The organism is Marinobacter sp. THAF197a (assembly GCF_009363275.1).
GTDB lineage: Bacteria > Pseudomonadota > Gammaproteobacteria > Pseudomonadales > Oleiphilaceae > Marinobacter.
Genome location: NZ_CP045324.1, coordinates 569,565 through 582,813, shown reverse-complemented (window position 1 = coordinate 582,813; position 13,249 = coordinate 569,565). Strand labels below are relative to the sequence as shown.

Sequence of the window (13,249 nt, the reverse complement as noted above, 5' to 3'; positions counted from 1 at the left end):
CATCCATGCTTAACGCACGGTGTCGATCAACAGCCGACTATTACTTGAGCTCAACAGAAGCGCCTGCTTCCTCAAGCTTCTTCTTGGCTTCTTCAGCCTCGTCCTTGCTAGCGCCTTCCTTAACAGTAGAAGGAGCGCCGTCAACCATTTCCTTGGCTTCTTTCAGACCCAGACCAGTCAGCTCACGAACGGCCTTGATGACGTTGACTTTCTTCTCGCCAGCGCCAGTCAGAACTACGTCGAACTCGGTCTGCTCTTCAGCAGCTTCGCCACCAGCGGCAGCAGCAGGTGCAGCGGCAACAGCAGCGGCAGCAGAAACATTGAACTTCTCTTCCATAGCTTCAACGAGCTCAACAACTTCCATTACGCTCATTTCAGCAATTGCATTCAAAATATCGTCTTTAGACAGAGCCATGACTTTCTCCGAAAATGTAAAAAATGGTGTTCAACAGAATCAAGCAGCGTCTTGCTTCTGGTCGCGGACTGCAGCTACAACACGTGTGATCCTGCCCGGAATATCGTTCAGGGTACGTGCAAGCTTGGTAACTGGTGCCTGTGTAACAATAGCCAGCTTGGTCAACGCTTCGTGCAGCGTCGGCAGCGTGGCCAGGCGATCGATCTGTTCTGCGCCCATCAGCTCACCGCCGACAGCCAGACCCTTGATCTCAAACGCCTCTTTCTCTTTGGCAAAATCCTTCAGCAGGCGCGCAGCGGCACCCGGATCTTCCATAGAGAAAGCCAGAATGGTCGGACCAACCAGCGCCGGATCGATGCACTCAAACTCAGTACCTTTGATAGCAATCTTCGCCAGGTTGTTACGAACAACCTTCAGACGAACATTCTCGGCACGAGCTTTGGCACGAAGGGCAGTCATGTCACCGGAGGTGACACCACGGTAGTCAGCCAAAACCACAGACAGAGCAGCTCCAGCAGTCTCGTTGACTTCAGCGACGATCGCCTTCTTGTCTTCGAGTCTAATTGCCACTGGATTTCTCCTCGATTTCGCCAGCGTTATGCCGGCAAACCCATCATTGTCCTCAACGAGGACGCCTAACGGTGTTTGGGTTCAGAGAGAACGTCTTCACACCGTCTGCGCAGGCGTTGCTTTAACCCTTGCAGCCCTTGTTACCAAGGGCTTCGGGGGCCTGCGGTCTTTGACAGCCTTGGCTTCCGCCCAGACTACAAAGTAACTACCAATCAGAGACTCAGAGCACCCTGATCAATAGTCAGGCCAGGACCCATCGTAGAAGAGATGGTGATCTTTTTCAGATACACACCCTTGGACGATGCAGGCTTGGCCTTTTTCAGATCTGCCACCAGAGCTTCAAGGTTTTCCTTGATGTTCTGGGCAGAGAATTCAACGTTACCCAGCGGAGCGTGGATAATGCCGTTTTTGTCAGTACGGTAACGAACCTGACCCGCTTTGGCGTTCTTAACCGCTGTCTCAACATCAGCGGTTACGGTGCCAACCTTCGGGTTCGGCATCAGGCCACGGGGACCGAGGATCTGGCCCAGCTGACCAACAACACGCATGGCATCCGGAGTGGCGATAACCACGTCGAAGTCCATGTTGCCTTTCTTGACTTCATCAGCCAGGTCGTCCATGCCTACGATGTCGGCACCGGCCGCGGTCGCTTTCTCGGCATTGGCACCCTGGGTGAACACAGCCACACGCACGGATTTACCGGTGCCGTGAGGCAGAACAGTGCTGCTACGCACAACCTGGTCGGATTTACGTGCATCAACACCCAGGTTAACCGCTACGTCTACAGACTCTTTGAACTTCACGTTCTGGCCCAGTTCGGCCAGCAGCGCAACCGCTTCGTCTACAGAGTAGGCGCGGGTGGAGTCGACTTTTTCACGAATCAGCTTTTGACGCTTGCTCAGCTTAGCCATCTTACAGACCCTCCACGTTCAGGCCCATGCTGCGGGCAGTACCAGCGATGGTGCGAACGGCTGCTTCCATATCGGCAGCAGTCATGTCCGGCTCTTTGGTCTTGGCGATTTCTTCCAGCTGAGCACGGGTAACCGTACCCACTTTGTCAGTGTTCGGACGACCAGAGCCACTCTTGATGCCAGCGGCCTTCTTCAGCAGGACCGGCGCAGGCGGGGTCTTGGTGATGAATGTGAAGCTGCGATCACTGTAAACGGTGATAACGGTCGGAATAGGCAGACCAGGTTCCATGCCCTGAGTCTTGGCGTTGAACGCCTTACAGAATTCCATGATGTTAACACCACGCTGACCCAGCGCAGGACCAACGGGGGGACTCGGGTTGGCCTGACCGGCAGCAACCTGAAGCTTGATATAGGCTTCAATCTTCTTTGCCATGATAGATCTCCTGTGGGTTCGAACGCCTTTCGGCTCCCCGGTTTTTCACAACTGCTTTAAGCAGACACAAAAAGCCCGCGTCGCCGTAGCGCGCGAGCTTTCAATTTTCAAAGCTGCCATCAGTCTTTTTCGACCTGCCCAAACTCCAGCTCAACCGGAGTAGAACGGCCAAAGATAAGAACGGCAACCTTCACTCGACTCTTCTCGTAGTCGACTTCTTCTACCACACCGTTGAAGTCTGCAAACGGACCTTCAACAACGCGAACAATTTCACCTGGCTCGAACAGCGTCTTGGGCTTGGGCTTGTCTGCACCGCTTTCAACCCGACGCAGAATAGCCTCAGCCTCACGCTCAGTAATCGGAGCCGGCTTGTCTTTGGTACCGCCAATAAAGCCCAGTACCCGAGGTGTATTCTTGACAAGATGCCACGAGGCGTCGTCCATTTCCATCTGGACCAATACGTAGCCGGGATAAAACTTGCGCTCACTCTTGCGCTTCTTCCCGTCCCGCATTTCGACCACTTCTTCAGTCGGAACCAGGATTTCGCCGAACTTGTCTTCCATCTGCTCGAGCGCTACACGCTCTTTAAGAGTGCGCATTACATGCTTCTCAAAGCCAGAATACGCATGAACGACGTACCAGCGCTTAGCCATTGCCCACTCCCGTTAACCGATAAATCCGGCGACCAGCCAACTGATCAGCGAATCCATGCCCCACAAAATAAGCGCCACTACCAGAACAAACACAACCACGATGATGGTGGTCTGAATCAACTCTGGCCTGGTCGGCCAGACGACTTTCCGGATCTCGACACGCGCTTCTTTTAACAGGGTGGCAAAACGCCGCCCCCGCTCGGTTTGCAACGCCACAAACGCAGCAACCAAGCCCAGCGCAACAAGAGCCAGAACCCGATATAGCACGGACTCGGCACTGAAGTACTGATTACCGACGACGCCGACGGCAATCAAAACGAAAACAACCAGCCATTTCACGGTATCGAAACGGCCGGCTGACTGAACGGCTTTTGACTCCATAGGAATCAACTTATGTATCCGGATGTTGAAAAATGGCAGGCCAGGAGGGAATCGAACCCCCAACCTGCGGTTTTGGAGACCGCTGCTCTGCCAATTGAGCTACTGGCCTGCACCGAAACAACTCAGCGCAACAAACAACGAGTAACCCGAAGGTTACTCGATGATCTTGGAGACCACGCCGGCACCAACGGTACGGCCGCCTTCACGAATCGCGAAGCGCAGACCATCTTCCATGGCGATCGGAGCGATCAGGGTAACAGTCATTTTCACGTTGTCACCCGGCATTACCATTTCAACGCCTTCCGGCAGTTCACAAGAACCGGTTACGTCAGTAGTCCGGAAGTAGAACTGCGGACGGTAGCCCTTGAAGAACGGAGTATGACGACCACCTTCTTCTTTGGACAGTACGTACACTTCACACTCGAACTTGGTGTGCGGCTTGATGGAGCCCGGTACACACAGAACCTGACCACGCTCAACGTCGTCACGCTTGGTACCACGCAGCAGAACACCTACGTTCTCACCGGCACGACCTTCGTCCAGCAGCTTGCGGAACATCTCAACACCAGTACAGGTGGTCTTGGTGGTGTCGCGGATACCCACGATTTCCACTTCGTCACCTACCTTGATGATGCCACGCTCTACACGACCGGTAACAACGGTACCACGACCAGAGATGGAGAATACGTCCTCGATCGGCATCAGGAACGGCTGATCAATCGCACGCTCCGGCTCAGGGATGTAGTCATCCAGGGCTTCTACCAGCTTCTTGACAGCGGTAGTACCCATCTCGTTGTCATCTTTACCTTCCAGAGCCATCAGCGCAGAACCGGTGATGATCGGAGTGTCGTCACCCGGGAAGTCGTACTGGCTCAGCAGGTCACGAACTTCCATCTCTACCAGCTCAAGCAGCTCTTCATCGTCTACCATGTCCGCTTTGTTCAGGAACACAACGATGAACGGTACACCAACCTGACGGGACAGCAGGATGTGCTCACGAGTCTGCGGCATGGGGCCGTCAGCAGCGGAGCAGACCAGGATAGCGCCGTCCATCTGAGCAGCACCGGTGATCATGTTCTTCACATAATCCGCGTGGCCCGGGCAGTCTACGTGTGCGTAGTGACGGGTCGGAGAATCGTACTCAACGTGAGAGGTCGCGATGGTGATACCACGCGCACGCTCTTCCGGTGCGTTATCGATCTGATCGAAAGCACGGCTCTCACCAGTACCCCATACTTCGTGACATACACGAGTCAGGGCGGCTGTCAGAGTGGTCTTACCATGGTCAACGTGACCAATGGTGCCCACGTTTACGTGCGGCTTGTTACGCTCAAACTTTGCTTTAGACATTCGACCAATCTCCCTAATCAACCAGGATCGTAACGTTGACCGGATAAAAATGGAGCTCATGACCGGAATTGAACCGGTGACCTCATCCTTACCAAGGATGTGCTCTACCGACTGAGCTACATGAGCATTGAAACCAAATTGGAGCGGGCAGTGGGAATCGAACCCACGTCATCAGCTTGGAAGGCTGAGGTAATAGCCACTATACGATGCCCGCGAGCAATTAGTGGTGGAGGGGGCAGGATTCGAACCTGCGAAGCTTTCGCGTCAGATTTACAGTCTGATCCCTTTGGCCACTCGGGAACCCCTCCCGTACAGATCTGCAACCGCAAACCTGCTCAAAACTTAAAGTGGAGCTGGCGGACGGAATCGAACCCCCGACCTGCTGATTACAAGTCAGCTGCTCTACCAACTGAGCTACGCCAGCTCACATTCGCCTGTTCAGCGAGGGCGGTATACTACGGATTTTTTTCTGGTGATGCAACACCTTCACAAGCGTAGATTTCAACGAAGTCGAAATTGCTGTGACTTTCCGCCTCAACCGCCTGAACCACCTCGGTTTCCCTTGCTGGCTCAACATCAAAAACGAGGGCGTATCCTATACGATTTCGGGGGAAGTTGACTAGCACTACATTGAGATTCTGCTGTTTTTTTTCCTCCAGCACAGACTCTGCTGCCGCCCTCGACTCAAACAGACCAAGCGAGATGGCGTTTCGGTACTCACCCTCTGTCACCACATAAGACTCCACGCCACGACTAAAGAGATCACGAAACTGGGATAGCGCTACCTCCCTGGGCTGCGGAGGGATCATCACCCAATTCAGGGGCGGCAGCTCCCGCTCTCGCTCCTCAATGCGGAAATGCTCGCCAACCCGTTCTGCAAATGCAGTGGCGTCCTCGCGGGAGTCAAACCAACCGACCCTGACACACTCCGTGGAAGGTAGCGGAGCCTGCTCACTCGAATCGGACACTTTCAGACTAGCAACGCGAGGCAAAACACCACCGGCCGCCCCCTCATAGATGACCGGCGGAATCAAGCCGGGGGCAAACCAGACAGCCAGGTTGGCCAGCAACAACACCAGCGCGATCAACCTCATCCCTGCGATTCCTGCAGATCGACGATTTCCAGCCCCTCCAGCACCAGACCGGGCCGATGCTCCGCCTTCAGCCCCAACGACAGAAACCGCCCCGCATCTCCGCCGGTCAAAACAACCCGCTCCAGCCCGAGGCGACCAACATCACCAAGCAGACGCTGGACGAGACTCTCTGTCAGCCATGCAAGACCGTGGTTTGCGCACTCACCGGTGGACCGGCCCGGCGCAGCGTTGATCTGTTCGTCGTATTCGAATCCAATGCGGGCGGCATCCAGCTTGAGGCTCCGTCGCATCATATTCAGCCCTGGCAGAATATACCCGCCCAGGTGCTGGCCCTGGCCATCGACATAGTCAATGGTCACCGCACTGCCCGCATCCACGACGGCGAAACTGCGCCGGGTGCCAACCCAGGCGGCCACCATTGCGTGCCATCGGTCGGCACCCATTTTGGCCACGTCCTGGTAGGAATTCCTGAGCCCGTCCCGGCTTACCTCCGCCCAGTGGTATCGAACCGGGGCAGCCGTTACGGTTGCCAAACTCTCGTCCAGGCGCAGCCGGCTTTGCTCCGATGCGACTGTCGATACGGCAACACGATCTATCTTGCGGGCGTAGGGTGTTAACTCAGCAAAAGTCACTGTTTCTTCGAGGGCTCCGCCACCGTCATGCACGACGACTCCATCGGCCATGAGGCGCCATTTTAACCGGGTGTTGCCACAGTCCAGCAAAAGAATCATGATCGCACCCGCAAGCTGATATCTCCGGCCCTGACGGGCACCAGCCCCTCAGGAGTATCAACCTGATAGTTGCCTGCGGTATCGATACCGGCACCCCTACCCTCAACGCCACCATCCCTGGCCACCAGATCTTTGCTGAAAAAGATATCCCGGGCCTGCCATTCATCCCTGAACGGGGCAAAGCCCTGACGTTCGAACTGCGCGATAATCTCTACTACCTCCGACACAATAGCGGCCACCAGAGCATTTCGCGTCCAGACGACATCCGGCCATGCCTCGGCGAGGCTTATCCATGGCTGGTCGACCATCTCAGCCTGCTTCATATGCACGTTAATCCCTATACCAGCAATAACCTGCACTTCTCCGTCCTGAAGCTCTCCCTGAATCTCAACGAGTATCCCGCCAAGCTTCCGGTCACCGTAGAACAGATCATTGGGCCACTTCAAACCGGCATCCGTTGCCCCAAAGGTCGACAGTGCCCGACTGACCGCCACCCCCAACACAAGGCTCATACCGTCGAGGGCAGAAAACCCACCCTGAACACTCAACCCCAGGCTCAGATAAAGATTTTCTCCCTGCGGACTCACCCATTGACGCCCCCGGCGGCCACGACCTGCAGTCTGACTGTCAGCCACCACCACCGGCACGCCCTTCAACCCCGAGGTCAACCGTCGCGCCACTTCCGCGTTGGTTGAGTCAACGGCATCCAGAACATCAAGGGCAATGACGTTATGCAGTCGCTCCGGCAGTGCTTTCCGAATGCGGTCACTTGCCAGGAGATCCAACGTAGAGATGAGCTGATACCCCTGCCCCCGGATGGTTCTGATTTCCACGCCTTCGGCTTGCGCCTTGCGAATCTGCTTCCAGACCGCCGTTCGGGAAATACCGAGCGTTTGCGCCAGGGATTCGCCGGAATGAATTCGACGATCTTCAAGAAGGGATAACAGCGAGCTGGATTTCATGAAACAACTTCCGGAGGCGACATGGAACAGCCCGGATTAAACAACAGGACAGCCAAAAACACAAAAAGGACAGTCGCCTTGACCGCCCGTTTGCCATAACCGGACCCCTGAATCGTCAGGGTATGGGGGTTGCGGTCAGGTTCGCACGGATATCTACGTTCTGGAATTTTGCTCCGTAGACAACCGTTTGACTGCCGCCGACAGGATGGATCAGATCGATGTTATTGATTGAGAGCTCCTTGAAACGGGTATCTGCCTTTACCGCAAAACCAAGGGGGCGGTTAGCAATGTCTCCCGGGCCCGGATTGGCTACATACCGGTACCCAGCCGCCGACCCTGGGCTCATGATTTTCTCATCGCCGCGGCTTCCCACTACACCCTGGGCGTCAGGCCCATCCTCTTTTTTGGTAACCTTGGTCTGGTAGACATCCACCGACAGATCGGTTCGAATACCGAAGCGATTGTCTTCAACGCCATCACCGTCAAAGTCACCGCCATCACTGGTATAGATATCGTTAACCAACAACTTCATACCGGTGTTGTTTATTGGCCTTCCCTGACTATCCACGGCGCGATTACTCTCCCACATCAAGGCATTCTTCTTGTCGTCGCCCTCGGCTCGAGCCAGAACCTGAACCATGTCGATGGTCACACCCTCGCTGCCCCGAGTCTCCCACTGCCCGCCCGCGGCCACACAGGCCCCCTCAGAACTACCAGCACCCCCGACACAGATATCTCCGGCCCCTCCGGGCTTCACCAAAGCCGTGCTGCCGGTCTGATATTTTTGAATTCGTAACCGTCCCATACTGGCACCGTCGTCCTTGGTGCCCACCCGCACATTGCCGATATCCATGGTGCTCCAGGACTCCCCGGTGCCAACGGCCAACCCCTCTTCGGTCACATCCAGGGTCATATCCCGGACGTGACCGTCATAAGTCATTTCCGTCAGCCAAAGTCCCTTCTGGGCGATTTCGCCATTACCTTCATCATAGGGAGCCGCGATCACCGCGGCCTTACCATCCCGAATCTGGATGTCAGAATTAATTGTAAGCCCCTCTCCCGAGGCGCCGCCGGCACCCAGGGTTATATGCCCATCCAGTTCGAACTCATAGGCGGGATAGAATCCCAGTGCCAACAGCAGCTCGGTACCGCCCTGGAGCGGCGCGTCATCACCGCCCACTCTGAGCCCGTTGATACGATAACCCGCTTCCAGGCCTTCAAAGCCAATTCGCAGACCATCGTAGAACCGTGTGCCATTACGTACTTCGTTACGCGTGACATTGACGGTGACATCCCCCGATCCCCAGGATTGCAGACCGCTGAAGATCACACGGTTGCCATCCTCCGTGTAGCTCAGATCCGCGAGGCGCAAACTCCACTCCGTTGCCATGCGCAGTCCCTGCGGGCCGGCGTCAGGATGCCCGCCACCCTGGAGATACAACTCATTGCGATAGGTTCGACCATTGAATATCTGGTCTTCCAGTAAAAATGACAAATTCAGCGAGCCAAAGCTTCGGCCGCTACTGCCGACCTCTATAGAGCCGATATTCAGATTACCCTCCAGTCCACCAAGGGTCAGCGCAACCGCAGGCCGGCCACGCCAGTCCTCTGAAACATCCAGGCGAAGGTCGTGTATGCGATAGTCACCGGTGATATCCCGCAGAGCCAAGCTGTTGCCATCATCCAGATAGATAAACGATGCCGTGTGTATGGTGGTTTCATTATCCAGCCTTAACCCCTCACCCGACCGGCCACCGGCTCGGATATCGGTCACGGAGGAAAGCTTGTAGTGACCCTGCAGCCCACCGTAGCTTGGCAAGGGCAGCCCCGTGGCAGAACTATAACTTTGGTCAATATTGCCCGGTTCGTTGCTGTAGCGAATGGCACCAACGCTCCAGTTACCGATCACCTCCGGGGAAACCAGCTGCAGCGTGTCCCCCACAACATCCAGCGTAACCCCAAGAGCCTGGACGTCCATGGTGATGTCATCCAGGAAGACGCTGTTGCCATTGGTTCGGTATCCCAATCGCCCCCCCGTCATGGTGTAGGCGGTATCGAAGGTGTAACCACTGCCACCCACAGCCCCACCTTGTCGAATACGCAGACTACCCTGCAGGGAGTGATCAAAGAATATCCCCCCCATACCCACACCGGGGGCGCCGGCCAGGCGTATATCTGAAAACTCGATTCTTCGATCCTCTACCAGATAGTCGAGGTTCAATGATGCATCGGCCCCAATGTCTACCTTTACCCGATGGAACGCCCCCGCATTATCTCCCCTGGAAGATCCAACGCGCATACCCTCAAGATGCACACCCTTGCCATCATCATAATAAGAGAGGCGGTCGGCGGAGAGGTTCAACTCCATCTCCAATGTGATACCGCTCTGCCCCTGAATCTGTGACAGGGCGGTATCATCCAACCGCTCCATGGCAGCCACAGGGTTAACGAGCACGGGCACCATCGATACCAATAAAAGAGGACCAGGGAAAAGACGAGCACCTGTCATGACCATTAGACTTTTCCTCATGGGTTTCCGTCCGGAAAGACCAGCAGGTTGCCCTGCATGATGACATCACCCTGCATCTGCACCGCAAAAATATCGGTCTGGATGAACCCCGGATCGGTCGGCCTGGCGGTACTGCTGGCCGCGACCTTGAAATGCACATCGGTAAACCGAACGGTATCTGGCAACCCCAGCTCAATCACATCCCGATCAAACAGCTCGCCGTCGCCGCCAAACCCGGAATCGATCTTTCTTACCCTTAGCGTTAACCCCTCGAAAGCAAACAACCCCCGAATTTCATCAAGAACCATCCAACCGCCGTCTTCTTTCAAGCGGTAGGCAAACCGGGCACCGCATTTTTTGTCGGTTTCATCGCAACGGCCAAAGTAAGCATTCTCTACCGGCCCGCCCATTTCATTGATGCTGATGTCACCCGACAGGTAAATTCCGCCCTGTCCTGCCACCTTCGACAAAGCTTCATCGCCCAGCGGGGCCATCTCCGCTCTGACCGGCAAGGTGAGGACTACCATCAGTGACAGCGAGAGCACAGGAACTGCGTATGGAAACGTCATGGCGCCAGGTCCTTTGTCTGTATTTGCAAATGCTGTATCAGCATGCCCTCAACCCGTGCAGCGCCGAAATCTCGGTCGCCAACGCTGAAGTTGCCGATCTGGAGGTTACTTCGATACTCAGGGTTGCTGTAGTAATCCTGGTAGAAATCCCAGGCTTGGGCATTACTCCCTGCCCTCAGTCCGTTTGCAGCAATCTGGCCGGCTCCCGGGGAGCGAATGGTTTCCACCTCGAGGATGAAATTTCCGCCGCCATCAACGTCGAAAAATACCGGCTGTAGACTGTTACCAATCGCCAGCTCCAATGCAAAATCCGACATGGTAATCCGGGAACCACAAGCGGTGCCGTCTTGCGTACAGGCATTGATGGACACTTCGGGTGAATAGAAGTTTAGCTTGAATTGCCCCGCCATCTGTCTACGCTGGTCATCACCCCACAAACGCAGATAACTGCCGTCAATAACAGCACTTCGGGCATGGATATTGAGATTCGCTGAACGGTCATCGCCAACGGCGACATTCATCTGCATACCGATATCTGCGCGCTCGCCAATCCAGTCAGCTGTGGCGGGTCGACTGGAACATTGGCCACTGCCGGCGGCGGCAGTGGCGCCCATGCAGTCGAACCCTTCAGCTCCCGGAATCTTGCTCGGCGCCGCCAGTTCGAGAACCGCCCTATCGGGAACACCAATGTCATTTCCGTCAACAATATCGATTCTCCACGGATTAACCAGCCTGCCAAGATTCACCGGCGTCAGGTTTTCCCCATAATTTGAGTTGGCGCCGGCGATATACAGGTGGTTGACAGTGATATCCACTTCCCGGCCATCGGTACTCTTGATACCGGATATACGGAAGATGCGCGCCTGGTTGCCGTCAGTGTCCGGCCGGTCAGTGCCGTGGGAAAAGGTAAAGTTATCGAATACCAGGCCAATACCTGCCCCGTCGATCTCCGACATCTCTGACTCGGCAAGCCGCTCCAGCTCAGCCAGAGCGGGGGCAGGAGCAACAGCAACCAGGAGAAGAAACACCCCTGCACAGGTAGGCCGCAAGCCTGCTTTGCCCCGCAGCATACGCGCGCTCATCAGAACAGCCCCCGGCCACGATCGATATACTCAGTACGATATCGATCAGTCCCATTCAGGGCTTCGTTCAGGTTAACCTCGGTGGCACCATTCGGAATATTGAAGAAGGCTCCGGAGGTCGCTCGAATAAAATCCTCTACCGTCAGGTCGCTTTTCTTGACGTCTTTCAACCAGTCCAGATCTTTCGTCTGGAAAGAAATGAAAGCCCCATCCGCCGGCCCGGTGAGTCTACGCTCCCCGTTAACCTCTTCTACCTGCCCGATGGGGAAGCTGTTGTAGATATCCAGGTCAAAACAGGCGTCAATGCCCAACACTCTGCAGCCATCGGCATACACGTAGATATCACCGGAGCCGCAGCTAAAGAATGAACAATTGGGAACCTCTATCTCCGAGCTCGAACCCCAGCCAATCAGATTTTTAACCGACCAGCGGGTGAAGCTGCCTGCGTTCTCCAGAACGAACTTTTCACCGTTGGGGATACCGATGTACTCTGCTCTTATCGGGTCAAGCTCACCAACCCGAGGATCGTTATCATCGCCGTAGACCAGCTGCGCTTTGGTTGCCAGGGGACTGCCGCCTTCCAGAAGAGGGGTCAGCAAAACAATCAGTTGATCAAAGAAGTTGCCGCTGGAACTGGCATCCCGCAGCCCTTCACCCCTGTCAATGATGTCCACATTCACATTACCCGTCAGGGTTTCGATCTTACCCGACAGCACTCCCATTGCATCCCCAAAGCCAAGGCGAACACCAACCACCTCGTTGGTCGCCTCATCAAATGCAAACTCGAAAAAGGGGTTATCGATCATGAACGGAACGATTTCGTTCTCGTTATAAGAAGAGCCATCCGGACGATATTGTCTCGCCGCCTTGGGGTTACGCTGATAGTACGCCTGGTTATTGATATAGCCGAGCGCAAAATCCCTTATCAAGACGTCCGATGAGCCGGCTTTCTCACCTTCCCGTTCATAACGGCCAAGTTCCAGAACATCGACATTGGTCTGGATTTCTATATCCATGCCAAGGTTAACGCGGGTATAAGAGGTAGTGTTGTCCGGATCCGGATGGTACTGGCGATCAACCGAAAGGAATGCTTGCCCGGTGACTTCCGACATCTGCTCATCGGAAATAGGCTGAAGACCTGCTTCGGCGGACACCGGCAGGGAAACAATGGCAACAACAAGTGCCTGCAGTTTTTTACTCATAGCCACACCCTGCGCCGTTTCTTGTTATTGACGGCATCGATTGAATGACTGATGAGTGTCTCTGAAGCTGGCTCTTTTTATATTCTGGGTCGGCCAGTCTTTACCGAATGTTAACTTTGTTTGCAGGTTGTAGCTGTGCGGCGAGTCATACTTTCGAGAACACAAATAAAAAAGCCCCAACATCAAGGATGCTGGGGCTTTTGGTATTAAGAGCCTGACGATGACCTACTCTCACATGGGCGAACCACACTACCATCGGCGCTGGTCTGTTTCACTTCTGAGTTCGGGATGGGATCAGGTGGTTCCAGACCGCTATGGTCGTCAGGCAAAACGGATGATCACTGGGGGACGAGATGGAACGTGATATTGATTTCGTTTGAGCGTGGC

Annotated in this window: 14 protein-coding genes, 5 tRNA genes and 1 rRNA gene; all 20 read right to left on the bottom strand. The window is 55.1% G+C overall.

All coding sequences use genetic code 11. The annotated features are described in order from the left end of the window. Window positions 1-40: 40 nt before the first annotated feature. The 20 genes from rplL to rrf all read right to left on the bottom strand — a co-directional run bounded on the left by rplL (window position 41) and on the right by rrf (window position 13,188). Window positions 41-415, bottom strand: a complete 375-nt coding sequence (gene rplL, locus FIV08_RS02660; RefSeq protein ID WP_061333837.1) for a 50S ribosomal protein L7/L12 — start codon at window positions 413-415, stop codon at window positions 41-43. Between the two features lie 39 nt (window positions 416-454). Next, entirely contained in the window at window positions 455-985 is a 531-nt protein-coding gene (rplJ, locus tag FIV08_RS02655) for a 50S ribosomal protein L10 (protein ID WP_061333835.1), read from the bottom strand. Window positions 986-1,197: 212 nt separating this feature from the next. Further along, window positions 1,198-1,896: a 50S ribosomal protein L1 gene (gene rplA / locus FIV08_RS02650; protein WP_152437262.1), complete on the bottom strand. Its 699-nt coding sequence runs from the start codon at window positions 1,894-1,896 to the stop codon at window positions 1,198-1,200. A 1-nt stretch (window position 1,897) separates the two neighbouring features. Then, complete coding sequence (gene rplK, locus FIV08_RS02645; protein ID WP_058092380.1) at window positions 1,898-2,329, bottom strand: 50S ribosomal protein L11; 432 nt, start codon at window positions 2,327-2,329, stop codon at window positions 1,898-1,900. Window positions 2,330-2,448: 119 nt separating this feature from the next. Continuing rightward, the gene (gene nusG / locus FIV08_RS02640; protein ID WP_058092381.1) at window positions 2,449-2,982 is read right to left on the bottom strand and encodes a transcription termination/antitermination protein NusG; all 534 of its coding nucleotides are present in this window, start codon (window positions 2,980-2,982) and stop codon (window positions 2,449-2,451) included. Window positions 2,983-2,994: 12 nt separating this feature from the next. Next, window positions 2,995-3,363, bottom strand: a complete 369-nt coding sequence (secE, locus tag FIV08_RS02635; RefSeq protein ID WP_072678396.1) for a preprotein translocase subunit SecE — start codon at window positions 3,361-3,363, stop codon at window positions 2,995-2,997. Between the two features lie 33 nt (window positions 3,364-3,396). Next, window positions 3,397-3,472 (bottom strand) — tRNA-Trp (locus FIV08_RS02630). A gap of 44 nt (window positions 3,473-3,516) precedes the next feature. Then, a complete protein-coding gene (gene tuf / locus FIV08_RS02625) occupies window positions 3,517-4,713 on the bottom strand; it encodes an elongation factor Tu (protein WP_068351550.1) in 1,197 nt (398 codons plus the stop codon). Between the two features lie 50 nt (window positions 4,714-4,763). Then, window positions 4,764-4,839, bottom strand: a tRNA-Thr gene (locus FIV08_RS02620). 13 nt (window positions 4,840-4,852) lie between these two features. Beyond that, window positions 4,853-4,927, bottom strand: a tRNA-Gly gene (locus FIV08_RS02615). Window positions 4,928-4,937: 10 nt separating this feature from the next. Then, window positions 4,938-5,021: transfer RNA gene (locus FIV08_RS02610), tRNA-Tyr, on the bottom strand. Between the two features lie 40 nt (window positions 5,022-5,061). Beyond that, window positions 5,062-5,137, bottom strand: a tRNA-Thr gene (locus tag FIV08_RS02605). A 31-nt stretch (window positions 5,138-5,168) separates the two neighbouring features. After that, entirely contained in the window at window positions 5,169-5,807 is a 639-nt protein-coding gene (locus FIV08_RS02600; protein ID WP_152437261.1) for a hypothetical protein, read from the bottom strand. Beyond that, a complete protein-coding gene (locus tag FIV08_RS02595) occupies window positions 5,804-6,538 on the bottom strand; it encodes a type III pantothenate kinase (protein WP_152437260.1) in 735 nt (244 codons plus the stop codon). Before FIV08_RS02595 ends, FIV08_RS02600 begins: the two co-directional genes overlap by 4 nt. Beyond that, window positions 6,535-7,500, bottom strand: coding sequence for a biotin--[acetyl-CoA-carboxylase] ligase (locus FIV08_RS02590; protein ID WP_152437259.1), 966 nt, complete (start codon window positions 7,498-7,500; stop codon window positions 6,535-6,537). The genes FIV08_RS02595 and FIV08_RS02590 overlap by 4 nt, the downstream gene beginning before the upstream one ends. Window positions 7,501-7,615: 115 nt before the next feature. Beyond that, window positions 7,616-9,964, bottom strand: coding sequence for a DUF6160 family protein (locus FIV08_RS02585; RefSeq protein ID WP_416376915.1), 2,349 nt, complete (start codon window positions 9,962-9,964; stop codon window positions 7,616-7,618). A 62-nt stretch (window positions 9,965-10,026) separates the two neighbouring features. Then, entirely contained in the window at window positions 10,027-10,578 is a 552-nt protein-coding gene (locus FIV08_RS02580; RefSeq protein ID WP_152437258.1) for a hypothetical protein, read from the bottom strand. Continuing rightward, complete coding sequence (locus FIV08_RS02575; protein ID WP_228715483.1) at window positions 10,575-11,660, bottom strand: hypothetical protein; 1,086 nt, start codon at window positions 11,658-11,660, stop codon at window positions 10,575-10,577. Before FIV08_RS02575 ends, FIV08_RS02580 begins: the two co-directional genes overlap by 4 nt. Beyond that, a complete protein-coding gene (locus tag FIV08_RS02570) occupies window positions 11,660-12,862 on the bottom strand; it encodes a DUF6160 family protein (RefSeq protein ID WP_106693784.1) in 1,203 nt (400 codons plus the stop codon). Before FIV08_RS02570 ends, FIV08_RS02575 begins: the two co-directional genes overlap by 1 nt. Window positions 12,863-13,074: 212 nt before the next feature. Then, window positions 13,075-13,188: ribosomal RNA gene (gene rrf, locus FIV08_RS02565) — 5S ribosomal RNA — on the bottom strand. Window positions 13,189-13,249: the final 61 nt, after the last annotated feature.

Bases quoted from the DNA above. Each gene is read 5' to 3' on its own strand.
- secE (WP_072678396.1), bottom strand. From the start codon at position 3,363: ATGGAGTCAAAAGCCGTTCAGTCAGCCGGCCGTTTCGATACCGTGAAA.
- rplL (WP_061333837.1), bottom strand. From the start codon at position 415: ATGGCTCTGTCTAAAGACGATATTTTGAATGCAATTGCTGAAATGAGC.
- rplK (WP_058092380.1), bottom strand. From the start codon at position 2,329: ATGGCAAAGAAGATTGAAGCCTATATCAAGCTTCAGGTTGCTGCCGGT.
- FIV08_RS02570 (WP_106693784.1), bottom strand. From the start codon at position 12,862: ATGAGTAAAAAACTGCAGGCACTTGTTGTTGCCATTGTTTCCCTGCCG.
- FIV08_RS02595 (WP_152437260.1), bottom strand. From the start codon at position 6,538: ATGATTCTTTTGCTGGACTGTGGCAACACCCGGTTAAAATGGCGCCTC.
- nusG (WP_058092381.1), bottom strand. From the start codon at position 2,982: ATGGCTAAGCGCTGGTACGTCGTTCATGCGTATTCTGGCTTTGAGAAG.
- tuf (WP_068351550.1), bottom strand. From the start codon at position 4,713: ATGTCTAAAGCAAAGTTTGAGCGTAACAAGCCGCACGTAAACGTGGGC.
- FIV08_RS02585 (WP_416376915.1), bottom strand. From the start codon at position 9,964: ATGGTGCCCGTGCTCGTTAACCCTGTGGCTGCCATGGAGCGGTTGGAT.
- FIV08_RS02580 (WP_152437258.1), bottom strand. From the start codon at position 10,578: ATGACGTTTCCATACGCAGTTCCTGTGCTCTCGCTGTCACTGATGGTA.
- FIV08_RS02575 (WP_228715483.1), bottom strand. From the start codon at position 11,660: ATGAGCGCGCGTATGCTGCGGGGCAAAGCAGGCTTGCGGCCTACCTGT.
- FIV08_RS02600 (WP_152437261.1), bottom strand. From the start codon at position 5,807: ATGAGGTTGATCGCGCTGGTGTTGTTGCTGGCCAACCTGGCTGTCTGG.
- FIV08_RS02590 (WP_152437259.1), bottom strand. From the start codon at position 7,500: ATGAAATCCAGCTCGCTGTTATCCCTTCTTGAAGATCGTCGAATTCAT.
- rplA (WP_152437262.1), bottom strand. From the start codon at position 1,896: ATGGCTAAGCTGAGCAAGCGTCAAAAGCTGATTCGTGAAAAAGTCGAC.